Source organism: Mesorhizobium sp. B4-1-4, from assembly GCF_006439395.2.
In the GTDB taxonomy this organism is placed as follows: domain Bacteria; phylum Pseudomonadota; class Alphaproteobacteria; order Rhizobiales; family Rhizobiaceae; genus Mesorhizobium.
The window spans coordinates 2,113,531-2,138,227 of the sequence record NZ_CP083950.1 but is presented as its reverse complement, the minus strand read 5'-3'; the positions used below and the strand labels follow the sequence as shown (position 1 = coordinate 2,138,227).

The 24,697-nt window shown below is 62.9% G+C and carries 23 protein-coding genes, 1 tRNA gene and 1 pseudogene; 18 read left to right on the top strand and 7 right to left on the bottom strand.

Features of this window, described 5'->3' with window-relative positions; all coding sequences use genetic code 11:
* The first annotated feature begins 92 nt into the window (after nt 1-92).
* From FJW03_RS10435 to FJW03_RS10385, 11 genes are all read left to right on the top strand, one after another.
* Complete coding sequence (locus FJW03_RS10435) at nt 93-3,551, top strand: SPOR domain-containing protein (RefSeq protein WP_140763161.1); 3,459 nt, start codon at nt 93-95, stop codon at nt 3,549-3,551.
* Between the two features lie 177 nt (nt 3,552-3,728).
* Complete coding sequence (gene nagZ / locus FJW03_RS10430) at nt 3,729-4,748, top strand: beta-N-acetylhexosaminidase (RefSeq protein WP_140694341.1); 1,020 nt, start codon at nt 3,729-3,731, stop codon at nt 4,746-4,748.
* A 51-nt stretch (nt 4,749-4,799) separates the two neighbouring features.
* Nucleotides 4,800-5,603, top strand: a complete 804-nt coding sequence (locus FJW03_RS10425) for a segregation and condensation protein A (protein ID WP_140763158.1) — start codon at nt 4,800-4,802, stop codon at nt 5,601-5,603.
* Nucleotides 5,600-6,367, top strand: coding sequence for an SMC-Scp complex subunit ScpB (gene scpB, locus FJW03_RS10420; protein ID WP_140763155.1), 768 nt, complete (start codon nt 5,600-5,602; stop codon nt 6,365-6,367). Before FJW03_RS10425 ends, scpB begins: the two co-directional genes overlap by 4 nt.
* Nucleotides 6,368-6,546: 179 nt before the next feature.
* A complete protein-coding gene (locus tag FJW03_RS10415; protein WP_140607559.1) occupies nt 6,547-6,768 on the top strand; it encodes a twin-arginine translocase TatA/TatE family subunit in 222 nt (73 codons plus the stop codon).
* A gap of 85 nt (nt 6,769-6,853) precedes the next feature.
* A complete protein-coding gene (tatB, locus tag FJW03_RS10410; RefSeq protein ID WP_140763152.1) occupies nt 6,854-7,624 on the top strand; it encodes a Sec-independent protein translocase protein TatB in 771 nt (256 codons plus the stop codon).
* Nucleotides 7,621-8,496, top strand: coding sequence for a twin-arginine translocase subunit TatC (gene tatC / locus FJW03_RS10405; RefSeq protein ID WP_140607557.1), 876 nt, complete (start codon nt 7,621-7,623; stop codon nt 8,494-8,496). Before tatB ends, tatC begins: the two co-directional genes overlap by 4 nt.
* A 202-nt stretch (nt 8,497-8,698) precedes the next feature.
* Nucleotides 8,699-10,003 (top strand): serine--tRNA ligase, encoded by a 1,305-nt coding sequence (gene serS, locus FJW03_RS10400; protein ID WP_140763149.1) that lies wholly within the window; start codon nt 8,699-8,701, stop codon nt 10,001-10,003.
* On the top strand, nt 10,003-10,761 hold the full coding sequence (gene surE, locus FJW03_RS10395) for a 5'/3'-nucleotidase SurE (protein WP_127281111.1): 759 nt from the start codon (nt 10,003-10,005) through the stop codon (nt 10,759-10,761). Before serS ends, surE begins: the two co-directional genes overlap by 1 nt.
* Nucleotides 10,758-11,411, top strand: a complete 654-nt coding sequence (locus FJW03_RS10390; protein WP_140763146.1) for a protein-L-isoaspartate(D-aspartate) O-methyltransferase — start codon at nt 10,758-10,760, stop codon at nt 11,409-11,411. Before surE ends, FJW03_RS10390 begins: the two co-directional genes overlap by 4 nt.
* 165 nt (nt 11,412-11,576) lie before the next feature.
* Nucleotides 11,577-13,100, top strand: coding sequence for a peptidoglycan DD-metalloendopeptidase family protein (locus tag FJW03_RS10385; RefSeq protein WP_140763143.1), 1,524 nt, complete (start codon nt 11,577-11,579; stop codon nt 13,098-13,100).
* Nucleotides 13,101-13,258: 158 nt separating this feature from the next.
* On the opposite strand, the gene FJW03_RS10380 is transcribed toward FJW03_RS10385, so the two are convergent.
* Entirely contained in the window at nt 13,259-14,134 is an 876-nt protein-coding gene (locus tag FJW03_RS10380) for an ATP-binding protein (protein ID WP_140763140.1), read from the bottom strand.
* 295 nt (nt 14,135-14,429) lie between these two features.
* Here FJW03_RS10380 and yajC point away from each other — a divergent pair, with 295 nt between their 5' ends.
* The 5 genes and pseudogenes from yajC to FJW03_RS10355 all read left to right on the top strand — a co-directional run.
* Nucleotides 14,430-14,771 carry a preprotein translocase subunit YajC gene (gene yajC / locus FJW03_RS10375; protein WP_010909882.1) on the top strand — a complete coding sequence of 114 codons (342 nt, stop codon included), beginning with the start codon at nt 14,430-14,432 and terminating at the stop codon, nt 14,769-14,771.
* Nucleotides 14,772-14,822: 51 nt separating this feature from the next.
* Entirely contained in the window at nt 14,823-17,372 is a 2,550-nt protein-coding gene (gene secDF / locus FJW03_RS10370; protein WP_140763137.1) for a protein translocase subunit SecDF, read from the top strand.
* A 25-nt stretch (nt 17,373-17,397) separates the two neighbouring features.
* The gene (locus FJW03_RS10365) at nt 17,398-17,793 is read left to right on the top strand and encodes an Mth938-like domain-containing protein (RefSeq protein WP_181173233.1); all 396 of its coding nucleotides are present in this window, start codon (nt 17,398-17,400) and stop codon (nt 17,791-17,793) included.
* A 1-nt stretch (nt 17,794) separates the two neighbouring features.
* On the top strand, nt 17,795-18,643 hold the full coding sequence (locus FJW03_RS10360; protein ID WP_181173232.1) for a phytoene/squalene synthase family protein: 849 nt from the start codon (nt 17,795-17,797) through the stop codon (nt 18,641-18,643).
* A gap of 39 nt (nt 18,644-18,682) precedes the next feature.
* Nucleotides 18,683-19,339, top strand: a pseudogene (locus FJW03_RS10355) (sterol desaturase family protein); the annotation flags it as partial.
* Between the two features lie 8 nt (nt 19,340-19,347).
* Here FJW03_RS10355 and FJW03_RS10350 read toward each other — a convergent pair.
* From FJW03_RS10350 to FJW03_RS10330, 5 genes are all read right to left on the bottom strand, one after another.
* Complete coding sequence (locus FJW03_RS10350; protein ID WP_181165521.1) at nt 19,348-19,830, bottom strand: T6SS immunity protein Tdi1 domain-containing protein; 483 nt, start codon at nt 19,828-19,830, stop codon at nt 19,348-19,350.
* A 29-nt stretch (nt 19,831-19,859) separates the two neighbouring features.
* The gene (locus FJW03_RS10345) at nt 19,860-20,150 is read right to left on the bottom strand and encodes a type II toxin-antitoxin system ParD family antitoxin (protein WP_140607549.1); all 291 of its coding nucleotides are present in this window, start codon (nt 20,148-20,150) and stop codon (nt 19,860-19,862) included.
* Nucleotides 20,151-20,219: 69 nt separating this feature from the next.
* Nucleotides 20,220-21,629 (bottom strand): methylenetetrahydrofolate--tRNA-(uracil(54)-C(5))-methyltransferase (FADH(2)-oxidizing) TrmFO, encoded by a 1,410-nt coding sequence (gene trmFO / locus FJW03_RS10340; RefSeq protein ID WP_140763131.1) that lies wholly within the window; start codon nt 21,627-21,629, stop codon nt 20,220-20,222.
* A gap of 570 nt (nt 21,630-22,199) precedes the next feature.
* Nucleotides 22,200-22,340, bottom strand: a complete 141-nt coding sequence (locus tag FJW03_RS10335; RefSeq protein ID WP_065005581.1) for a DUF1127 domain-containing protein — start codon at nt 22,338-22,340, stop codon at nt 22,200-22,202.
* A gap of 49 nt (nt 22,341-22,389) precedes the next feature.
* Nucleotides 22,390-22,530: a DUF1127 domain-containing protein gene (locus FJW03_RS10330; RefSeq protein WP_013531315.1), complete on the bottom strand. Its 141-nt coding sequence runs from the start codon at nt 22,528-22,530 to the stop codon at nt 22,390-22,392.
* Between the two features lie 237 nt (nt 22,531-22,767).
* On the opposite strand from FJW03_RS10330, the gene FJW03_RS10325 reads away from it, so the two are divergent.
* Complete coding sequence (locus FJW03_RS10325) at nt 22,768-23,886, top strand: DUF2157 domain-containing protein (protein WP_140763128.1); 1,119 nt, start codon at nt 22,768-22,770, stop codon at nt 23,884-23,886.
* Entirely contained in the window at nt 23,883-24,467 is a 585-nt protein-coding gene (locus tag FJW03_RS10320; RefSeq protein WP_140763125.1) for a GDYXXLXY domain-containing protein, read from the top strand. The genes FJW03_RS10325 and FJW03_RS10320 overlap by 4 nt, the downstream gene beginning before the upstream one ends.
* A gap of 19 nt (nt 24,468-24,486) precedes the next feature.
* Here the strand turns inward: FJW03_RS10320 and FJW03_RS10315 are convergent.
* Nucleotides 24,487-24,571: transfer RNA gene (locus FJW03_RS10315), tRNA-Leu, on the bottom strand.
* Between the last annotated feature and the right edge of the window lie 126 nt (nt 24,572-24,697).

Below are 24,697 nucleotides of genomic sequence, written 5' to 3'. Positions count from 1 at the left end.
AAACCTGTCACCTTTTGCCCACATTGCGCTGGTAAGGGCCAACCCTGCGCGACGTCCATGGCGTCCGACTGAGTGCGAGTTCGGGAACAATAATGGCAGACAGAACCCAGCTGAGAATAGCCGACAACAACGACATCGCCGACGATGATCCGTTCGCGGAGCTGACCAGGATCATGGGATTCGACCCACGCCAGCCGGTCAAGCCGCAGGCGCCGGTCCCGTCACAGGTCACTGTCGCCGGTCCGTCAGTGCAAGAGGACGATTTCGATATCGATCTCGAAAAGGAACTGATGGGCGAGTTCAACGCTGTCGACAGCGTCGTCGCTCCCGTCGTCGAGGTTCATGAGCCGGCATTCGAAACGGCGGCCATCCATGCGGCGGACGACGATCTTGCCCTTTCGCTCGACGACGATTTCCATCTGGACATGGCCGATGTCGATGATCAGGCGGTCGTCGCCAGCCATGCGAGTGCCGCTGCGGCCGATGCCGCGCCATCCGTCGAGCCTGCCTTCGACGCCGATTTCGACAATGCCGTCGCCAGTTCGCTTGAAGGCGTTTCGCCCTATGAGGACGATCTGCCGATGGAGGACGAGCTTGCCGCGTCGCTCGACCGGGACTTCCATGTCGAGGATGAGGCCGCCGAGACTCAGCACGCTGTTGCCGAAGAGCCGGTGATTGAGGAGCCGGTCTCGGACCATCAGTTCGACGATGCGGTCGCCATGTCGCTCGAAGACGAACTGATGCTTGACGACCATTCGGCGGATCAGCACCACGCGGCTGCCGTCGAATACCCAGAACCGGCGCAGGCCGCCGCGAATGAGGCCCAGGCGGTCTCCGATGAGGCTTTCGCGGGCCACTTCGACGACGCCATGGCCGATGTCGGCGCGGATTTTGACATTCAGGCGGACGAGCCGGTGGCCTTTGATGAGGCGGAGGCGGACGAAGTGTTCACTCATGCCGAGGAAACGAAGGGCGAGATCCCAAGCGCCGAACCCGTGTCGGATGACGCTTTCGATGTGAACCTCGATGACGCGTTTGCCGAGCCTGCCGAAGAGCCGGCCGCCGAGCTCGCGGCTGCTGCGGTTCAACCGGCGGCGACGGCAGCCCCCGCTGCCAATATGGCCGAGCCGGCGCAAGCCCCCATGGCCGATGAACGAAGCCTCGAGGACGAGTTGAATGCGCTTCTCGGCGCCATGACCGCACGCGCGGTGCCGTCTGCCAAGGAGCCGGCCATGGCCGGACCCGTCGTGGCTCAACCTGCTGCTATTCCAATTCAATCGCCTGTCGCAGCCGCAAAGACCACCGAGGAGCCCGCCGATCTTGTTGGCGAACTCGACTGGGATCTCGACGAACCGGCATCCGAAGAGGAAATGCATCACTCCGATGCCGCACAGGCCGCCGATACCGATCCCGATAATCTGCTGCTCGATGAGCTTCAGGATCTTGGCTCGCATGCCACTGATGCTGATCAAGTCGATGTCGATATCGACAATGATGCGTTCGATGCCGCCTTGGCCAAGAGCCTGGATCCGAGTGACGGAGCAGTCTTCCGGCAGGATCAAGCTGATTCTCCCGATTGGCAGGCGGAACGCTCCGCACCGGCGGAACCGGCCCGTTCGTGGAGCCGCGTAACACCGGTTCCCCAGCAGCCGGCATTTGCCGCGCAGCCAGCCGCTTCGATGGCTGCCGGGGCCGTGGCACCGGAAGTGGCCGCGATGCCGCCCTACCATCCGACCGAGCCCGTTGCGGCCGCCCCTTATGCGACGCCGGTATCCGCGCCGCAGCCCCGCCAGTCCTCCCGCTACGAAGAGATGCCTGATGTCGAGACGGTCGACGTGCCGGAGCGCGTTGTGGCGCTGGCTGACGATCTCGACATTCCGGAGCTGCATTTCGAGGAAGATGAACCGGCGGCATCCGGCTATGACGATCTTGACGCAGAGTTCGCCAGCCTTCTGACGGAAATGAATTCGGTGGATGTCGCGCCGGCTCCCGCTGCTGCCGCAAGCAGCGCGTCCCATGCGGATGAATCCTATAATGCCGGTTTCAATTCGGGATATGAGGCGCTCAATCCGGGATATGAGGGGCTCAATCCGGGATATGAGGGCCCCAATCCGGGATATGGGGGGCCCAATCCGGGATATGAGAAGCTCAATCCGGGATATGCGCTCAATCAGGGATACGAACAACCCAAGTCGGCCTATCAGCCGGAAGCGCGGACCTATGCGGCGCGGCCGGCCGAAATGCCTGCCCGCGGGGCGGCGACCACAGGCTACGCCAATGCCGCCGACGGCTTCGACCTCGACAGCCTGCCCGGCAGCCAGCCGGTCTCGCAGGCGGACGATTTTACCGTCGATGAACTCGACTACGATCCTGAACTTGACGAGGCCATGTCTGTTCCCGGGCTCGGCGAGCGGGAAGCGGCCAGGCCGTCGGGCCGGCGCGGCCTGTTCATCGCTGCGATCGTCGGCGCGGTGGCGGTTGCAGGCGGTCTTGGTGCCTTTGCCCTGTCTCTTGGCGGCAAGGGTGGCAGCGAGGCCCCGGTGATCGTGAAGGCCGACAATTCGCCAATCAAGATCAAGCCCGAAAATCCGGGCGGCACTGTGGTGCCGAACCAGGACAACAAGGTCTATGACGCCGTGGTCAAGGGTGCGAAGCCCGCCGAGCCGGTGCAGCAGAAACTTGTCACCAACACCGAGGAACCTGTGGATGTGCAGGCGAAGGATCCGGCCCGTGCCGTCGATCTTTCTTCTGGCCAGAGCGCTGCCGCTGGCGTGACGGGCGAGGGCAACACCGCCCCGATCGCCAATGCCGTCGCGACCGCCAATGCAGCACCGGCCGCCAGTGCGCCGGCCGACAATGCGGCACCGGCGCCCAAGTCCGAGGATCGCATCGCGCAGGTGCTGCAGGATGCCGACAAGGGCACCAGCACCGACGTCGTCGCCGTTGCGCCGCGCAAGGTGAGGACCATGGTGGTCAAGTCAGACGGCTCGCTGGTGCCGCGCGAGGATCCGGCACCGGCCGCACCGCAGGTGGCCGCCACTGAACCAGCCGATCCGGCGCCCCAGCATGTCGCCCCTTCGGGCCAGTCCGATGCCGACCAGACCGGTACCGTGGCGACCGCCGCCGCCCAGGCGGACGAGCCTGCGCTCAAGCCGGCAGCCAAGCCGCCGGCGAAGGCGCAGTCGGCCAACACGCCGGCCAAAGTTCCGGTGGCGCCGCAGCGTCCGTCCGACCAGCCGGTCGACGTCGTCGGCGAGGTCAAGCCCGATCAGGTCGCTTCCATCGATCCGGCAACGGCGGCGACCGGCGGTTCATGGTCGATGCAGATCGCTTCGCAGCCGACCGTGGAAAGCGCCCAATCGACTTACCAGGATCTGCAGCGCCGCTACGGCAGCGTGCTTTCCGGCCGCACCGCCAACATCGTCAAGGCCGAGATCGCAGGCAAAGGCACATTCTACCGCGTCCGCGTTCCGGCTCAGTCGCGCAACGATGCCATCAATTTGTGCACCAGCTACAAGGCAGCCGGCGGCAACTGCTTCGTGTCGCGTTAGACGCCGATAACCATTCAAAAACCGGCGCGGCCCAAGGCCGCGCCGGTTTTCGTATAGGCTGCCCCTATGCGCCCGGCTTTTTCATGTGCCCGTTTTTCATGTGGGAGCATATCTTGTGGTCGCGGCCTGCGAGCCGAGACGATTCCCTTTGATCGCGCGAGGCCTTAGACTCCAGCCATGACCGAATCAAAATCCATGATCCTCGGCTGTGCCGGGAAATCGCTCACCCGCGAAGAAATCAACTTCTATCGCAATGAATGCCCCTGGGCCTTCATCCTGTTTGCCCGCAACATTAGCGAGACCGAGCAGATCCGTGATCTGGTCGCCGAGATGCGCGACTGCATCGGGCGTCCGGATGCGCTGGTGTTCATCGACCAGGAAGGCGGCAGGGTGCAACGCCTTCGGCCACCGCTGGCGCCAAACTATCCGGCGGGCGGCGCGCTTGGCGCGCTGTGGCGCGACGATCACGACGCCGGCGCCCGTGCGGCCTGGCTGATGGCGCGCCTGCACGCTTTTGACCTGCTGCGCTACGGCATCACAGCAGATTGCCTGCCGGTGCTCGACGTGCCGATCGAAGGTGCCAGCGATGTCATCGGCGCGCGCGCCTATGGCAAGGAGCCGCGCGCGGTCATCGAACTTGGCCGCGCCACGGCCGAAGGCCTGATGTCGGGCGGCGTGCTGCCTGTCATGAAACATATTCCGGGCCATGGCAGGGCCTTTGCCGACACGCACTTCGAGTTGCCTACAGTCGACGCTTCGCTCAGCGACCTGCAGCGGCATGATTTCGCTCCGTTCAGGGAGCTTAACCATCTGCCGATGGCGATGACCGCGCATGTCGTCTACAGCGCCATCGATCCCAAGAATCCGGCAACGACGTCCGGCAAGGTCATCGACGAGATCATTCGCCGCGACATCGGCTTTGACGGGCTCCTGATGAGCGACGACACTTCGATGAAGGCACTTTCTGGGGATTTCCCGACAAAGGCGGCCTCGATCCTTGCGGCGGGCTGCGATCTGGTCCTTCACTGCAACGGCGTTTTCGAGGAGATGGCGGGCATCGCATCGCGCACCCGGGGGCTTGAGGGCAAGTCGCTGGAGCGCGCAAAGCGGGCGATGACCTATATCAGCAAAAGCGACACGGCCGAGGAAACCGAGATACGCGCTGAATTCGCCACCTATTTCGATGCGGTGGCCTGACCAAGAGGAAGTGGAAGGACTGTGGCGGAAACATTGGAGAGCAAGGCCCCGATGGACCGCCTGTGGGCCGAGAATGACGATTCACGGCTGACCGGCGATCCGTCGCTGGTGGTTGACGTCGCCGGGTTCGAAGGTCCGCTCGATCTCCTGCTGCATCTTGCCCGCAACCAGAAGGTCGACCTGGCGCGCATTTCCATCCTTGCGCTGGCCGAGCAATATCTGGCCTTTGTCGAGACGGCGAGGGCGCTGCGCCTCGAGCTTGCCGCCGACTACCTGGTGATGGCGGCATGGCTGGCGTTCCTGAAATCGAAGCTTTTGATCCCCAAGCAGCCGGGCGAGGAGGGTGAAAGCGGCGAGGAACTGGCGGCGGTGCTGCAATTCCGGCTGAAGCGGCTCGAGGCCATGCGCGACGCGGCGGCGCGTCTCGTCAATCGCAACCGACTCGGCCGCGACGTGTTCGCGCGCGGCATGCCGGAGATGGTCATCATCGAGAAGCGCAACTCTTACTCGGCCTCGCTCTACGACCTTTTGACCACTTATGCGCAGCAGCGGCAGAAGCAGGCGATCACCAATGTGACGATCGCCAGGCGCGGTGTCTGGTCGCTCAAGGATGCCCGAGATATCCTGACGCGGCTGATCGGCTCGCTGCGGGACTGGACGGCGCTCGACAGCTTCCTCATCCAGTATCTGACCAGCCCGGAAGAGCGGCGCACGGCCATCGCCAGCTCATTCGCAGCGACACTGGAGCTGGTGCGCGAGCGCAAAATGGATATGCGGCAGGACCAGGTGTTCGCGCCGATCTATCTGCGCGACCACCGCGCACAGACAATCAAGCCAGTCGAGGTGGCATCATGAGCGAACGCGCCAACGCTTCGGTTATCCCGTTCAAGGTGGACGAGGAGCAGGAAGAGGGCGAACTCGACCAGGCTTCAGCCCTGAATCCGGAACAGAATCCGGCCGAGCGCCTGCACATGGCCGAGGCCATGCGCATGGCCGAGGCGATCGTCTTCGCCAGTGCCGAACCGGTCAGCGAAAAGCAGCTTGCCGCACGCCTTCCAGATGGCATCAACATCGCGCTTGCGATGGTGGAATTGCAGCAGATCTACGCCCGGCGCGGCGTCAATCTGGTCCGGGTCGGCGATGCCTGGGCGTTCCGCACCGCCGGCGATCTTGCCTTCCTGATGAGCCGCGACACGGTGCAGCAGCGCAAGCTGTCGCGGGCCGCGCTCGAAGTGCTGGCGATCATTGCCTATCACCAGCCGGTGACGCGCGCCGAGATCGAGGACATCCGTGGTGTCGAAACCTCGAAAGGCACACTCGACACGCTGCTGGAGACGGAATGGGTGCGTATGCGCGGCCGTCGCAAAACGCCTGGCCGTCCCGTCACTTATGGCACCACCGAAACCTTCCTTGACCATTTTGCGCTCGAGGAAATCCGTGATCTTCCCGGCATGGAGGAATTGAAGGGCGCCGGCCTGCTTTCGGGCCGCATGCCGTCGAATTTCTCGATCCCGCTGCCGCCGGCCGACCCCGACGTGCTGAGCGAGGACGAGGATCCGTTGACCGACATCGATCTCGAGGAACTCGGCCTGCTGACGCCGCGCGTCACGGAAGATTGACCACGGGCGCCTATCAAAAGCTGCTTTCCGGCTTTACATGCGCCGTTTGGTAGCGGGCCGCTTCGCCGAAAATGCGTGACATCCGCCAGCCTTTCATAAACTCTGTCGCGGTTGTGTTTGAATCCCAACGCGAAAACGCATAGATCATCGCCAGGGAAAACATTCGAGAGAGATTTGCTATGGGTTCATTTTCAATTTGGCACTGGATGATCGTGCTGGTCATCGTGCTTCTGGTGTTCGGCCGCGGCAAGATTCCGGAGCTGATGGGCGACATGGCCAAGGGCATCAAGAGCTTCAAGAAGGGCATGGCCGACGACGACGTTGCCGACGACAAGCGTACCGTCGAGCACCGCGCCGACGAAACCGTTTCGGCAGCCAAGGAAAAAGTCAGCAAGAGCTGAGCCCAACGGTGTTGCTTTGTGCATGTCGTTGTCCCAAAACCGCTTCGCACTTTCGGGCGACAAGCACTAGTCGGAACTGATAGCCATGTTTGAAGTCGGCTGGACCGAAATGCTGGTGATCGCGATCGTCATGATCGTGGTCGTCGGGCCGAAGGATTTGCCCAACATGCTGCGCACCTTCGGCCGCACGACGGCGAAGCTGCGCACCATGGCGGCCGACTTCCAGAAACAGTTCAACGAGGCGCTGAAGGAAGCCGAGCTCGACGACGTCAAGAAATCGGTCGACGAGCTCAGGGGCCTCAGCCCGGTTGCAGAGATCCGCAAGCAGCTCAATCCGTTCGAGCAGGCGGCGGCCGATGTGCGCGCCGGCGTCGACGCGGCGATGAAGCCGAAGCCGGCCGCTGATCCGGCGGCACCTGCCGCCTCGACGCCGCAGGCGGCCGAGCCGTTGAAGAACGGTGCGACGGAAATGCCTGGTGTCAACGGGCCAGATGCCGCGCCGACAACGCCGATTTTTCCGGCAATGACCGATGCTTCGGCGGTGCCGGCATCCACGGAACCTGCCGTGGCGCCGAAGGCACCTGCGGCAAAGAAGGCCGCCAGGACGGCGCCGGAGGCAAAAGAGCCGTCGAAGGCCTCGACACCCGCGAAGGCGGTGACGGCAAAAGCCGCACCAGCGCCCAAGGCGTCGGCAAAGCCCGTGACGGCGGCAAAGCCTGAGACCGCCGCGATGAAGCCCGCTGCCGCCAAGGCGACTGCTGCAAAGGCGACAGCTGCAAAGGCTGGGGCGAAAGCCGAACCGAAACCTGCTCCGGCGAAGCCGGTGACCAGGAAGACGTCGGGAGCCGCCAAGTGAGCGTTTCGGACAAGGAAAAAGACGAGATCGAAAAATCGTCTGCGCCGCTGATCGAGCATCTCATCGAATTGCGTCGCCGACTGATCTGGTCGCTCGGGGGTTTCTTCGTTGCCTTCCTGGTGTGCTTCTTCTTCGCCAAGCGGTTGTTCAACCTGCTGGTTGTCCCCTTCAAATGGGCGACGAAATGGGCCGGGCTCGATCCGCACAAGGTCGAGCTGATCTATACCGCGCCGCAGGAATTCTTCTTCACCCAGGTCAAGCTCGCCATGTTCGGCGGTATGGTCATCGCGTTTCCGCTGATCGCCACGCAGATCTACAAATTCATCGCCCCCGGTCTCTACAAGAACGAGCGCAACGCCTTCCTGCCGTTCCTGATCGCGTCGCCCGTCCTGTTCCTGATGGGCGCTTCGCTGGTCTATTTCTTCTTCACGCCGATGGTGATGTGGTTCTTCCTTGCCATGCAGCAGGCCGGTACCGACGAGCAGGTGCAGATTTCGCTGTTGCCGAAAGTGTCGGAATATCTCAGCCTGATCATGACGCTGATATTTTCCTTCGGCCTGGTGTTCCAGCTGCCGGTGGTGACCAGCCTGATGACGCGCGTCGGCATGCTGTCGTCCAAGGCGCTGGCCGAGAAGCGCAAATGGGCGATCGTCATCGCCTTTGTCGTCGCCGCCGTGCTGACGCCGCCCGATCCGATGAGCCAGATCGGTCTCGCCATCCCGACCATCCTACTCTACGAGGTCGCCATCTGGTCGTCCCGGCTGATCGAACGCAGCCAGGCGCGCGAGCGCATGGCGCGCGAGAAGCAGGAGGCAGGCGAGACCGTCGCGGACAAGACACCGGACGAACCTCCAGCGCCGGCAGCTTCGTAACGCACGCAGCCAGGCCCGAGACAGCGGCGGAAAACGACAACCGCCGCCCAGCCTCATCTTGCATCGATCAAGGATGCGGTTTACGCCCCTCAAACTGAAACGCATCGCCATCAAGGCGATGCGTTTCAGTTTTTGCTTTGCATGCCGTTGTCCCAAAACCGCTGCGCACTTGGGCGACATGCTACCTGAGGACGGATAAACCATGCTCGACATCAGATGGATTCGCGACAACCCGAAAGCCCTTGTCGAGGCGCTCACCAAGCGCTCGTGGCCGGCGGGCGAGGCGCAATCCACTGTCGACGGGTTGATCGCCAGCGATGAGGCGCGGCGCGAACATGTCACCGAGCTGCAGACCAAGCAGGAGCGCCGCAACGCCGCCTCGAAGGAGATCGGCAACGCCATGCGTTCGGGCGATGCCGCCCTTGCCGAAAAACTGAAAGCCGAAGTCGGCGAGATAAAAACCTTCATCCAGAATGGCGAGGCGCGCGAACGCGAGCTCGACAAGGCGCTGAACGACGCGCTGGCGGTGCTGCCCAACGTGCCGCTCGATGATGTGCCTGTCGGCAAGGACGAGCACGACAATGTTGTCAGGCATGTCGTCGGCAAGCTGCCGACGCGGCCGAACTGGGTGAAGGAGCATTTCGAGGTCGGCGAAGCGCTCGGCATGATGGATTTCGAGCGGGCGGCGAAGCTGTCGGGCTCGCGCTTCACCGTGCTGAAGAGCGGACTGGCGCGGATGGAACGGGCGATCGGCCAATTCATGCTCGACCTGCACACGACCGAGCATGGCTATGAGGAAGTGATCCCGCCGCTGATGGTGCGGGACGAGGTGCTTTTCGGCACCAACCAGTTGCCGAAATTCGAGGAGGATCTGTTCTTCACGCCGCACGGGGAGGGCAGGCTTGGCCTCATCCCCACCGCCGAGGTGCCGCTCACCAACCTTGTGCGTGAAGAAATCACCGCGCATGAGAAACTGCCGTTGCGCTACACGGCGCTGACGCCGTGCTTCCGGTCTGAAGCGGGGTCGGCCGGGCGCGACACGCGCGGCATGCTGCGCCAGCACCAGTTCTACAAGGTCGAGCTTGTATCGATCACCGACCAGGACTCATCACTCGCCGAACATGAGCGGATGACGCAATGCGCCGAGGAAGTGCTGAAGCGGCTGGAGCTGCCGTTCCGCACCGTGGTTCTGTGCACCGGCGACATGGGGTTTGGCGCGCGCAAGACCTACGACATCGAGGTCTGGCTGCCCGGCCAGAATGCGTACCGCGAAATTTCCTCCTGCTCGGTCTGCGGCGATTTCCAGGCGCGCCGCATGGATGCCCGCTACAAGGACAAGGACGGCAAGGGCAACCGTTTCGTCCACACGCTCAACGGTTCGGGCACCGCTGTCGGCCGCGCCCTCATAGCTGTCATCGAAAACTACCAGAATGAGGATGGCAGCGTAACTATTCCTGAAGTGCTGCGGCCTTACATGGGCGGCCTGGAAAAGATCGAATCGAAATGATGCGCATCCTTCTGACCAACGACGACGGCATTCATGCCGAGGGGCTGGCATCGCTCGAGCGCGTCGCCCGTACGCTGTCCGACGATGTCTGGGTGGTGGCGCCGGAGCAGGACCAGTCCGGCTACGCGCATTCGCTGTCGATCTCGGAGCCGCTGCGGCTGCGCAAGATCGGCGAAAAGCACTTTGCCGTGCGGGGCACGCCGACCGATTGCGTCATCATGGGCGTCAAGAAGATCCTGCCCGGCGCACCCGACCTGATCCTGTCCGGCATCAATTCGGGCGCCAACATCGCCGACGACGTCACTTATTCGGGAACCGTCGCCGGCGCCATGGAAGGCGCGCTGCTCGGCATCAGGTCGATCGCTCTCAGCCAGGGCTACAGCTATGTCGGCGAGGACCGCGTCGTTCCTTACGAGACCACCGAGGCGCTGGCGCCGGCGCTGCTGAAGAAGCTCGTCGCGACGCCGCTGCCCGACGGCGTGCTGCTCAATGTCAATTTTCCGAACTGCCTTCCCGAGGAAGTCGCCGGTACTGTGGTCACCACACAGGGCAAGCTGGTGCACAGCCTCTGGGTCGACGAACGTCGCGACGGCCGTGGCCTGCCTTACTATTGGCTGCGCTTCGGCCGCGAGCCGGTTGAAGGCAAGCAGGGCACCGACCTTTTTGCCCTGCGCAACCGTCTGGTGTCGGTGACGCCGTTGCAGCTCGACCTCACCGCGCATGAGATCCGTGACCAGCTGAGCAAGGCGCTTGCATGAACCATGGCATCGACGATCGCGAAGGCTTCGCCGGTTTCCTGCTACGCCTGCGCGGCAGGGGGACCGTGCCGAAGGCGCTGATCGCGGCTTTCGAGGCGACACCACGGCGCGGTTTCCTGGCGCCCCACTTCCACCAGATCGCCTGGTCCGACCGAATGTTACCGATCGAATGCGGCGAGGCGATCGAAGGCGCCGACATGCAGGCGGCGGTGATCGCGGCACTTGCCATCGAGCCCAGCAATCGTGTGCTCGAGATCGGCACCGGCTCGGGCTACACCGCTGCGGTGATTTCGCGGCTTGCCGCGCGCATCGTTACCGTAGATCGCTACAAGACCCTGGCCGAACAGGCAAAACAGCGCTTCGACGCGCTCGGTATCAGCAACGCCATCGCGCGCCAGGCCGACGGTTCCGCCGGTTTGCCCGCTGAAGGACCGTTCGATCGCATCGTCGCTTGGGCGGCTTTCGACAGCCTGCCGCGCTTTCTGCTCGACCAATTGTCGAGTGGCGGCATCGTCATCGCACCGATCGGCCCGGAGGAGGGCGAGCAGGTGCTGGCCAAGCTGACCAAGGTCGGCAGCCGTTTCGAGCGCGAGGACATCGGTCTTGTGCGCCTGCAGCCGATCCTGCGCAGCCTGGCAGCGGTGATGTAGCTTTTCGTCAGGCGTTGCCCGCCATTTCAGCCTGCCGAAGTGCATGATCGGCCGCCCCAAATATTTTAAGAAAATTTATGTCGGATTCCATAGGGTTAACCGACCAGTAACATTAACGCGCTTTAATCCTGACCAGTTGGTGCAGAGTTTGTGCGGGTTAGTGCGATGCAACTCAATGTTTTGAAGGCAAACAGTCGCAATCTGGCGCGGGGCTGCGCTGTTCTCATGATTGCAGGCGCGGCCGCCGGGTGCAGTTCCCAGGCTTCGCGGTTCAACAGTGTCGACGACGTCTTTACTTCCTCGACCAACAATCAGCGCGCGATCATCAACAAGCAGGATGCCGTACAGCCCTATCCGGGCGACGTCTCGGCAGCCCCGCTCGACGGCAGCCACACGCAATCGGTCGCCCGCTCCAGCCTTGAACCGGTTTCGAGCCGGCCGTTGCCGCCGCCGGTTTCAGCCCAGGCCGCTCCAGCGCTCGCGCCCGCCGCCAATCCGGTGCGTGTCGCATCGGCGCCGGCCCTGGCTCGGCCCGCTCCCCATGTCGACAGGACGACAACCGGCACCGTCGCGCCGGCCGCGAAGCCATTCAAAAATGCCCAGCCCGACGAGCCGAAGATGGCTGAGGCCGGCCGGCCGCACGCGACCGAGATCGTCGTCCGGGACGGCGAAACCATTTCCGGCCTGGCGGCGCACTACAAGGTGCCGGCCGATGTCATCATGAAGGCGAATGGCCTGAGCCCGACCAAGGGGCTGAAGACCGGTCAGAAGATCGTCATCCCGGCCTATGCCTATTCGAGCAAGGCTGAATCGAAGGTCGCTGATGCGAAGCCGGCCAAGGACGGCAAGCACGACCTGCCGGCCACCGCGCCGGACAAGGTCGCCGTTCTGCCGCAGCAGCCGAAGGTCAAGGAGGGCAAGTCCGCGGCTCAGGTCGATGCGTCGGCCGCCACAAGCCAGCCCAAGGAGCCCAAGCCAGCGCAGGTGGCCAAGGCTGGCCTCGCCGGCACCTATACGGTCCAGTCCGGCGACACGATGTCCTCGATCGCCAGGAAGACCGGCGTTGGCGTCGTTGCCCTGAAGCAGGCCAACGGCATGAAAGATGGCTTGCTCAAGATCGGCCAGACCCTGAAGGTGCCGGCCGGTGGAACCGCGACAGTCGCCAGCGCAAAGCCGGCCAAGGTCGACCCGGTGACCACGGCCACCACGCAGCCCGCCGCAAAGGCCACGCCGTCGGAAACGCTGGCATCCTACACGCCGCCGAAGAAGGATGCGAAGGTCATCCAGCAGGCCGAGGACGACGAGGCGGTGGCGCCGGATGCCACGGGCATCGGCAAGATGCGCTGGCCGGTGCGCGGCCGGGTGATCTCCGGCTTCGGATCCGGCAGGGACGGCGTCGACATCGCCGTGCCCACGGGAACGCCGATCAAAGCGGCCGAGAACGGCGTCGTCATCTATGCCGGCGACGGGCTCAAGGAATTCGGCAATACGGTGCTGGTGCGCCACGAGAACGGTCTGGTCACCGTCTACGGCCATGCCAGCTCGATCGAGGTGCAGCGCGGCCAGAAGGTCAAGCGCGGCCAGGAAATCGCACTCTCGGGCATGAGCGGCACGACGGACTCGCCGAAGCTGCACTTCGAAGTGCGCAAGAACTCGGCCCCGGTCGATCCCTCGACTTATCTCGAATAGAACAAAAAAAGCGATTTGCGGGCCGTCTGACCTCCAGTCCGGCCCGCCGGCTCAGCCCGTTCCGCAAGGAGCGGGCTTTTTCAGTTGGTTTCCTGGTTTAACTTTTTTGTTCCCCCCATGTCATAATCGCGAGACCGAGCCCGCCCGGGCGACATGGATCAATCCTTCAATGGCTTGCCGAGCCGGCCGGCCAGGTCCTGGGTGAACTGCCAGGCGACTCGGCCCGAACGGCTGCCGCGCGTCGTTGCCCATTCCAGCGCCTCGGCGCGAAGCTGCCCGGGGTCGATGTCGAGGCCATGATGGCTGGCATAGCCATTGATCATGTCGAGATATTCGTCCTGCGAGCATTTGTGGAAGCCGAGCCAGAGGCCGAAACGGTCGGACAGCGAAACCTTTTCCTCGACGGCTTCGGACGGGTTGATGGCGGTCGAGCGCTCGTTGTCGATCATGTCGCGCGGCAGCAGGTGGCGGCGGTTCGAGGTGGCGTAGAAGATGACGTTGGCGGGGCGGCCCTCGACGCCGCCTTCGAGCGCCGCCTTCAACGACTTGTAGGACGTGTCGTCATGATCGAAGGACAGGTCGTCGCAAAACAGGATGAAGCGGAAGGGAGCGGTCTTCAGTAATCCCATCAGCTTCGGCAGCGTGTCGATGTCCTCGCGGTGGATTTCGATCAGCTTGAGCGGCAGGTCGGACTTGGCCTTGGCGTTGATTTCGGCATGCACGGCCTTGACCAGCGACGATTTGCCCATGCCGCGTGCGCCCCACAAAAGCACATTGTTGGCGGCAAAGCCGGCGGCGAAGCGTTCGGTGTTGTCGACAAGGATGTCGCGGACGCGATCGACACCACGGATCAGGCCGATGTCGACGCGGTTGACCTTGCGCACCGGCTCCAGATAGCCGGGATCGGCCTGCCAGACGAAACAATCGGCCTCGCCAAGGCCGGTTTCAGGCACTGGCGGTGGGGCGAGGCGGCCGACAGCCTCGATCAGGCGGTCAAGTTTCTCGTTGAGGGCGTCGATGGTGCTGTCGGTCATTTCGGGTCTTCTTGGTTCGTCTCTTTGGGTCGGGCAGGTGGGACCCGTTCGCTTCCGGCGGTTGCGAAACTGCGTGCAACCATTTGTTCGAGCGTAATCTTTTCCGAAAACCGGCTCGCGCTTTTCGCGATCCTGCTCTAACACGGCTAAACAGGCCGGAAAAGCAGCCGATTTGCCCGGCCGCGCAGTTGCATTGACAACGTTACCGACTATATTTCGGCCAAATTTCGCGGGGCCGCCAAATTTTCACTGCATTCGGTTTGGCGGCCGTTTTTCAAAATTCAGGAGTACCTTGATGTTCGTGACACCGGCATACGCCCAAGGCATTGGCGGCGCCTCTCCCGATATGTTCATCAGCATTTTGCCGTTTGTCCTGATTTTCGTAATCATGTATTTTCTGATCATCCGCCCGCAGCGCACGCAGCTGAAGAAGCGTGGCGAGATGCTGGCGGCGGTCCGTCGCGGCGACACGGTCGTCACCGGCGGCGGTTTCGTCGGCAAGGTGACGAAGGTGATCGACGACAACGAACTCGAGATCGACCTTGGCGGTGGCACCAAGGTGACGGCGCTGCGCTCGACGATCGCCGACGTGCGCGTCAAGGGCGAGCCGGTAGCCAACCAGAACGCCAAGAAATAATCCAATTCCAGGCGGAGTGATCCGCGGGTACGCTCGGACGGACGACGCCATATGCTCTATTTTTCGCGCTTCAAGATGATCCTGATCTGGCTGGCCGTGGCCGCCACAGTGGTCCTCGCCGCGCCCAATCTCATTCCCGCAAGCACATTGGCCCAGCTCCCCAACTGGGTGCCGAAGCGGCAGATGACACTTGGCCTCGACCTGCAGGGCGGCTCGCACATCCTGCTCGAGATGAACCAGAACGACCTGATCAAGGATCGGCTCGAGACGGCGCGCGATGAAATCCGGACGCTGCTGCGCGACGCCAAGATCGGCTATACCGGCCTTGGTGGAACGGGGCGGACCCTGCAGGTCCGCATCACGGACCCGGCCCAACTCGATGCCGCCAAGAAGGCATTGAAGTCGCTGACCGACCCGGTTGCCGCTGGCCTGTTCTCCGGCGGTTCCATCCAGGAAATGTCGCTGGACGATTCCGAGCCCGGCCTGCTGAAGTTCACCGTCACCGACGCCGGCATCAAATATCGCACCTCGACCGCATTGGCGCAGTCGATCGAGGTGGTCGGACGCCGCGTCAACGAACTCGGCACGACCGAGCCTATCGTGCAGCGGCAAGGCGAGGATCGCATCCTTGTGCAGGTGCCGGGCCTGCAGGATCCGCAGCGGCTGAAGGAAATCCTCGGCCAGACTGCAAAGCTGACCTTCCAGATGGTCGACCAGTCGATGCCGGTGCAGGACGCGCTCAAGGGCCGCCCGCCCGCCGGCTCGACGGTGCTTTATTCGCAGGATGATCCGCCGGTTCCGTATCTGATCGAAAACCGCGTCATCGTTTCGGGCGAGAACCTGGTCGACGCGCAAGCGACATACAATTCGCAAAACAACGAACCGGTGGTGTCGTTCCGCTTCGATTCGAAGGGTGCTGCCCGCTTCGGCCAGGCCACCGCGCAGAATGTGGGCAAGCTGTTCGCCATCATCCTCGACAACCAGGTGATTTCGGCGCCGCAGATCCGCGAACCGATCCTTGGCGGCACCGGCCAGATCTCCGGCAATTTCACCGCCCAGAGCGCCAATGACCTGGCCGTGCTTCTGCGCGCCGGTGCGCTGCCGGCGACGTTGACGGTCATCGAAGAACGCACCGTGGGTCCGGGCCTCGGCCAGGACTCGATTCATGCCGGCAAGGTCGCGGGCATCATCGGTTCGATCCTCGTCGTTGCCTTCATGTTCGTCGCCTACGGGTTCCTCGGCTTCCTCGCCAACATCGCGCTGGCGGTGCACGTGGCGATGATTGTCGGACTGCTGTCGCTGCTCGGCGCGACGCTGACCTTGCCCGGTATCGCCGGTATCGTGCTCACCATCGGCATGGCGGTCGATTCCAACGTGCTGATCTACGAACGTATCCGAGAGGAGCGACGCAACGGCCGCTCGGTGATCCAGGCGATCGATACCGGGTTTTCCAAGGCGCTGGCGACGATCGTCGATTCCAACGTCACCTCGCTGATCGCAACGGTGGTGCTGTTCTATCTCGGCACCGGGCCCGTCAAGGGCTTTGCCATCACCTATGCCATCGGCATCCTGACCACGGTGTTCACCGCGTTCACCTTCACCCGAATGCTGGTGTCGATCTGGCTGCGCCGCGCCCGGCCCAAGGAACTGCCTCGGGCGCCGGTGACCTTCATTCCGCCCGGCACGAAGATCCCTTTCATGGGCATCCGACGGTGGACATTCGCGCTGTCGAGTGCGCTGTCGATCCTGTCGGTCGTGCTGTTCTTTACGGTCGACATCAATTACGGCATCGACTTCAAGGGCGGCTCGCTGATCGAGGTGCAGTCCAAGAGCGGTGACGCCAATCTCGGCGATATCCGCAGCAGACTGTCGGAGCTCAATATCGGCGAAGTGCAGGTGCAGCAGTTCGGCGCTCCCAACGACGTCCTGATCCGCGTCGGCACCCAGGGCGGCGGCGAAAACGCCGAGCAGACGGTGATCGACAAGGTTCGCGGCGAACTGCAAGACAACTACGACTTCCGTCGCGTCGAGGTCGTCGGGCCGACCGTATCGGGCGAACTCGCAAAGCAAGGCACGATCGCCATGCTGGTCGCGCTTGTCGGCATCCTGGTCTATGTCTGGTTCCGGTTCGAATGGCAGTTCGCGGTTGGCGCTATCGTCGCGACCGTGCACGACGTGGTCATGACGATCGGCTTCTTCGTCATCTCCGGGCTGGAGTTCAATCAATCATCGCTGGCGGCGATCCTGACCATCATCGGCTATTCGTTGAACGACACGATCGTGGTCTACGACCGCGTTCGAGAAGATCTGCGAAAATACAAGAAGATGCCGTTGCCGCAGCTATTGAACAACGCCATCAACGAGACGCTGTCGAGAACGACGTTGACCTCTGTGACGACCAGCTTGGCGCTGCTCGCGCTGGTGTTGTTCGGTGGCGAGGTGATCCGCTCGTTCACCTTGGCGATGCTGTTCGGCGTTGTCTTCGGCACCTATTCGTCGATCTTCATTGCCGCACCGCTGCTGATCCTGTTCAAGCTGCGGCCGCAGGCTTCGGCCGACGAGGAGAAGCCGGTCAGCGGCGGCAAGGCGGTCGCGACCTGACGCGCGGCCCCGAAGGGGTGACAGAATGGTGACCGGCAAAGGCATCGTCATCCGCGAGGCGCATTTCCCCGGCCGCGCCCCGATCGAGGCCTATGGTAATGGCGGGTTTCGCTTTGCCGATATGTCGCATCGCGGCTCGCTGCTGTGCCTGCCATCCGGCATCCACGGCTGGGAGCCGGCGGATCCCCTGGCGCTGACGGTGGCGGATTTCGATAAGCTTCTGGCTGAAGCGGACAAGATCGAGATACTGCTGATCGGCATGGGCAGAGATCTCCGGCCATTGCCGGCGCAGCTGCGTGCTACGCTGAAAGAGGCAGGTATCGCGTCCGATCCGATGTCGACGGGGGCGGCGGTGCGGACCTACAACGTGCTTCTGGCCGAGGACCGCGCCGTGGCCGCCGCGCTCATCGCCGTCGACTGACATGCCGCAAAACATTGAGATCGTCATGAGCGCGGTGCGCGCCGCCGACCGCGACCGCTATCTCAGCGCGCTCTATGCGCCTGCCGACAAGCGCGACGCGCTGGTTTCGCTTTATGCCTTCAATGCCGAGATCGCGAGCATACGCGACCGCATCCACGAGCCGCTGCCCGGTGAGGTGCGGCTGCAATGGTGGCGCGATGTCATAGCCGCCGGCGGCGAGGCTGGCGCCGGTCACCCCGTCGCCGAAGCCTTGAACGCTACCATTGCCGCGTTCAAACTACCGAAACTGGCCTTCGAGAACATGCTCGAAGCCCGCATATTCGACCTGTACGACGATCCGATGCCGTCGCGCACCGATATCGAAGGCTATTGCGGCGAGACGGCCGCGGCGCTGATCCAGCTTGCGGCGATGGTGCTTGATCCCGTCGAGGCGCCCCGGTTTGCCGAACTGGCGGGCCGGGCAGGCTGCGCGCAGGCAATGACCGGCCTGCTGCTTCTGTTGCCGCTGCATCGCAAGCGCGGGCAGTGTTTCATCCCGGTCGACATCCTGGCGGCGGCGGGGTCGTCGCCAGAGGAATTTGTTGCCGGCGATGGCGGGCCGGGTGCACAGCGCGCCGTGGCGGCGATGAGAGCGCTGGCGCGCGAACACCTTTCCGCCTTCGAACAGGGCGCCGCGGCGCTGCCGGTGTCGTTGCGCCCGGCCTTTCTGCCCCTGGTCCTGTCGCGTGCCTATCTCGACAAGATGGAGGGCTTGCGCCGTTCACCGCTTGATGGCGTCGTACGGCTGTCTGCGTTGCGCCGGCATTGGTTGCTGTTGCGGCGCGCGAGCAGGGGCTGGCCGGCACTTTGACGTAAACGTCAATCGTGTTAAGGAGTCGGCCCAGCCGTCTATCACCGCATCGCGCACCGGGTGCGCTGGGTGTGGGCCGAGCACGTCAACCACCATTCCAGCCAGCACTACAACCTGTCGACGGCGCTCAGGCAGAGCTGGACCGGCCTGTTCACCTTCATGTTCGTGCTGCAGGCGCCGCTGGTGCTGCTCGGCTTCCATCCGGCGGTGATCGCCTTCACCTTCGGCTTCAACCTGGTCTGGCAGTTCTGGATCCACACCGAGGCCATCGGCAAGATGTGGGGCTGGTTCGAATTCATTTTCAACACGCCCTCGCACCACCGCGTCCACCACGCCACCAATCCGCGCTATCTCGATGCCAATTTCGCCGGCACGCTGATCATCTGGGACCGCATGTTCGGCACCTTCGTCGAGGAGCTGGAGGAAGACCGGCCGCGCTACGGCATCGTCAAGAATATCGGCACCTTCAATCCGCTGAAGGTGGCGTTCCACGAATGGATCGGCATGTTCAGGGATGCGCTTGCGCCCGGGCTGACGCTGAGCGACCGCCTCAACTATCTGATCAAGCCGCCCGGCTGGAGCCATGACGGCTCGCGCGACACCTCCGAGACGCTGAAGGCGGCCTATGTGAGGCGAAATCCGAAAGAGGCGGGCAAGCCGGGGTTGCCAAGTGCGGCCGCCGAGCCGGCGGAGTAGGTACAAACCTAGTCGACGACCTTGATCCGCACCCTCGAACTATCGGGCAATTCGTTCAACTGGCGGTGAACGTTCGCCATGCCGACGAATTGCTCGCTGACCGGAGTCACGAACATGTTGTCTACGTCGAATTTTCCCTCAGCGAAGACAGGCAAGATGGTGAAGCCGTAGCATTCTCCCGCCTTGGGCTTCTTGCCCGCGGCGTGAAGGCGTTCGACAAGCGGCGGAAGGAACCATTCGTCAACCAGATCAGGAGCAGTCCTGATAATCTCCTCAAAATCCGTCGCGCTCCGAGCCACCCGTTCGACCAAGCCCGTCCCGGTGTCCAGCCAATGAACCTCGTTGTTCGGCCGCATGACAAACATGCCTCCCACCATTGAGCAGACGAGAGGGGTCCAAGGCTCTGGCAAAAGCCACGACCACGCTTTCGCCGTCGCCAGCGCGACATCGGGTTCAAATTGGAAAGCTACGTCTCGCCAGATGCCGCTCATGGGACCTCGCGCTTTGGCGGTAGTCAATCTCATGTCGCTGAATCATGGTCGGGGCTCGTATTCTCGGCAAACAGCCCTTGAAGGTGGGCACGAACCTCTTCTCCTGAGAGAGTCGGCCTCTTGTCCTCGAGCGATGCCTTCACGCGCGCCCTGATCGAAGCCATGCGTTCGGCATGCTCTTCTTCCTCACGTTGGAAGGCCCGCAACGCTGCGCGGATGACTTCACTCGCGGAGCCGAAGGAGCCATCCTCGACCTTCTCGCGGATCATGCGCGCCATGGCTGGCGTGACGGTGATGGACAGTTTCTCGGCGGATTCCACTGGATTGCTCCATGTCAATATAGAGTAGGATGATATCCTACTCTATGCCGAGTGTCCAACCCTAGGGCTTCATTCCGCGGCCTGCGCCTGGTCCGGCAACCGAAGCCATTCCCGGCAATCAGCCAGCGCGCGCGAGGTTATCGCATGGCGTTTGGCGACCGTCTTGTCCTTGCCGCGCAGGCGCTTGCCTTCGGTCGTGGGTGCTTCGACCGGCGGGAACAGGCCGAAATTGACGTTCATCGGCTGGAAGGAACGCTTGCCCGGTTCGTCGTCGGAGACGATATGGCCGCCGGTGATGTGGTTGAGCAGGGCGCCGAAAGCCGTGGTAAGCGGTGGCAGGGACGGTGTTTGGCCGAGCCGCTCGGCGGCGGCGAAGCGGCCGGCGAGCAGGCCGATGGCGGCACTTTCGACATAGCCTTCGCAGCCGGTGATCTGGCCGGCGAAGCGCAGGCCGAGCCGCGACTTCAGCTGCAGCGAGCCGTCGAGCAAGGTCGGCGAATTGATGTAGGTGTTGCGGTGCAGGCCGCCCAGGCGTGCGAAATCGGCGTTTTCGAGGCCCGGAATGGTGCGGAAGATGCGCACCTGTTCGGCGTGCTTCAGCTTGGTCTGGAACCCGACCATGTTGTAGAGCGTGCCCAGCGCATTGTCCTGCCGCAGCTGGACCACGGCGTAGGCCTTCACCGTCGGATTGTGCGCGTTGGTCAAGCCCATCGGCTTCATCGGCCCGTAACGCAGCGTCTCGACGCCGCGTTCGGCCATGATCTCGATCGGCAGGCAGCCGTCGAAATAGGGCGTGCCTTCCCACTGCTTGAATTCGGTCTTCTGGCCGTCGACCAGTGCCTGCACGAAGGCGAGGTATTGGTCCTTGTCCATTGGGCAATTGATGTAGTCCTTGCCGGTGCCGCCTGGCCCGACCTTGTCGTAGCGCGACTGGAACCAGCAGGTCTCCATGTCGATCGTGTCGAAGTGGATGATCGGCGCGATGGCATCGAAGAAGGCGAGTGCATCGGCCCCGGTCGCTTCCGCGATTGACTGGGCAAGCGACGGCGCGGTCAACGGCCCGGTGGCGATGATCGCCTGGTCCCAGTCCGCTGGCGGCAGGCCAGGCACTTCCTCGCGCTGGATGGTGATCAGCGGGTGCGCCTCGAGCTTTTTCGTCACGGTATCGGAGAACCCGTCGCGGTCGACGGCCAATGCGCCGCCGGCCGGCACTTGATTGGCGTCGCCGGCGCTCATGATCAGGGATCCGGCCAGTCGCATTTCAGCGTGCAGCAGGCCGACCGCGTTGTTCTCGGCGTCATCGGAGCGGAAGGAATTGGAACAGACGAGCTCGGCCAGCCCATCGGTCTTGTGCGCGTCGGTGCCGCGAACCGGGCGCATCTCGTGCAGGATGACGGGAACGCCGGCCTGCGCTGCTTGCCAGGCGGCTTCGGAACCTGCGAGGCCGCCGCCGATGATATGGATGGGGTCTTTGCTCATGAGCGCCGGAATATTCGCTTGCGGCTGCGATTGCAATTGCCGCGAATGGGGTGGTCAAGGGTCGACGGGAAAAACCAACCGTAAAAACAACAACACCCGCCGGGGGAGGAGGTCCGGCGGGTGTCGTTTTGGGGGTCGACCCTCGGGAGGAGGTGAAGGCCGACCGTATTCGCCATCGCCGGGGAGGAGGTCGGCTTTGACGAAATCTCTTTCGCCTTTTGAAAAGGGGCGAAACCTTTGGAGCAAATTCGCTTTGCTTCGGGGAAACAACGCCCGCCGCGGGAGGAGGTTGCGGCGGGCGCCGTTTGGGTGGCCAACCATCGGGAGGAGGTGAAGGTTGGGCCTATTCGCCATCGCCGGGGAGGAGGTCGGCTTTGACGAAATTCTTTTCGCGGTTTGAAAAGGAGCGAAACCTTTGGAGCAAATTCGTTCTGCTCCGGGGAAACAACGCCCGCCGCGGGAGGAGGTGCGGCGGGCGCCGTTTTGGTGGTCAACCCTTGGGAGGAGGATAAGGGCTGACCGTATTCGTCAAGGTCGGGGAGGAGGTCGACCCGGACGAAATTCCTTCGATTAGATCGCCTTGCGGGCGATGATCTTGATTTCGTCGCGGACGATGCCGAGATCATGCAGCTGGCGGTTCGAAAGGCGACCCAGCTCGGTAACCGTCTCGCGATAAACGCGCCAGTTACGATAGTTGCGGATCAGGTTCATTGTCGTTCTCTTTTACAGATCTGGTTCGGACCATTTGCGGTCCGAAGAATTAGACCGCCTTGCGAGCGACGTAAGGGATGTCGCTGCGGCTGATGCCGAGGTCGGTCAGTTCGCGGTTGCTCAGGCGGCTCAGCTCGGAAACGGTGTCCCGGTAGCGGCGCCAGTTGCGGTAGTTGCGGATCAGGTTCATGGTAGTTCTCGTTTCGTCTTTCTTGCGGATCATTCCGTTTGTGTACGAACCATAAATAGGCGGGCTCATATCGATTTAAAAGCGCTATGGCTGCATGGCAGCAATGCAAATTGTGCAATGCAACATTAACGCGCCTTCACGGACCTGACACAAAGAAGCCAAGAATCAGAAAGTGCCGTAACGTCAACGGTTTGGCAGCTTCGGCTGAAAAAACCGGCCAAGCAGCGGGGGGAGGATATGGCGGGCTACTCGACACGGGTCAGGTCGGACATCGCACGATGGCAACAGGCCGGACTGATCGATGCCTCGACCGCCGATATCTTGGCGCGCGACGTCGAAGCCAACACGCGCAATTCGCTCAGCTTCGGCTCGATCCTGGCGATGATGGCGGCCTTGCTGTTTGGCGCGGCCATCCTGATCTTCGTCGCCTCCAACTGGGACGCGATCCCGCGACTGGCGCGGGTGGTTGCGCTCTTTGCCGCTATCCTGGGCGGCTATGTCGGCGGCGCGGTGCTGAAGACGCGTGACCATGCAGCGGTCGGCGAAGCCTTGTGGATCGTGGCGGCCGCCGCGTTCGGGGGCTCGATCGCGCTGATCGGGCAGATGTATCATTTGTCCGGCGACGAGGCTTCCGCGCTGATCACCTGGGGTGCCGGCACGGCACTGGCGGCGGTCGCCTTGCGGTCGAACCCGCTGACCGTCGCTGCGGTCGCTATCGCCGACGCCTGGCTGTTTCTGAAAGGGTTCGACTATTTCAATCGCAGCGCGTTTCCGCATGCCTTCGTTGCAATGGCGGCCGTGCTGTTCGCAGTCTCCTTCTGCACCCGCAGCCAGGCGGCGCGCCATCTGATCCTCCTATCATTGCTCTTCTATCTCGTGCTGCTGGCCATGGACCACGCGACGCTGCCGGTGGCGATCCCATTGGTCATTGTGTCCGTGGTGCTGTTCACTACCGCCGTCTTTGCGCCGGAACCGGTCGACAGGACCGTGCAGCTCGGCGGGCGTTTGCCCCTGCACGCGCTGCTCGGCTTCCTCACCGGCCTGGCGATCATCCAGTTCGAACTGGCCGATGAAAGCACCTACAACAGCGGTTTCGCCATTGCCTCGGTCGTGGCGCTCGCCGGCATCGTGGCGGCAATCGTGCTGGCGGGGCGTGAGAGCCGTGGCCTGCGCTGGCTTGCCTATTTCGGCTTCGCCTTCGAACTCGCGATCATCTATGTCGTAACCCTGCAATCGATGCTCGACACCGCCGGTTTCTTCCTCGCGGCAGCAGTGCTGCTCGGCATCGTCGCACTCATTATCATCCGCGTCGAGAAACGCATGAAGGCCCCGGTGGCCAGGAGAGCCGTGGCATGATGACCGGAAGGAGACTTGTCATCTCGGCGCTGGTGCTTGCGCTTGTCCAGATCGGCTTCCTGAGCTGGATCATCGCTGGCCGGGCGGCGATCCTGCGCAACGGCAAGGAAGTGCTCTTGAAGATCGAGCCAGTTGACCCGCGCGACCTGCTGCGCGGCGACTACATCATCCTCGGCTACGATATTTCGCGCATGCCCGTGAAAATGATCGCCAACATTCCGCCCGACAAATTCTCCAGCGACGACACGACGATCGTGGTGCGCCTGAAGAAGGGCGTTGACGGCTACTGGACGCCGACCACCGCCTGGTTCGGCAAGGCGCCGACCCCGGCCGCTGCCGACGAGGCCGACATATCGGGTCATGTCACCGAAGGCTGGGATCTGCGGAGCGAGGGAGCGACGATCGCGCCCGACTACGGCATCGAACGGTTCTATCTGCCGGAAGGCGAGGGACTGGCGATCCAGAACGACATGCGGGTGCGGCCGTTCGGGATACGCCTTGCGCTGGCTTCTGACGGCAGCGCACAGATCAAGGCGCTGGTGGACGGCGACAAGACGCTGTTCGAGGAGCCATTGTATTAGGTGGCCAGGGTTGTCGAACTGGTGCGGATGAAGGGACTCGAACCCCCACGCCTTTCGGCACTGGAACCTAAATCCAGGGCGTCTACCAGTTCCGCCACATCCGCATGTTCCGGCAATCCCATGTAGCCATCATTCTGTCAATGTCGGAGCCGAAATGTTGGTTATTCGCCTAAACGCGAAGATGGTTGAAAATTAGCCTCGCCTGTGACAAAAGGCGTGTCGAATGTGAC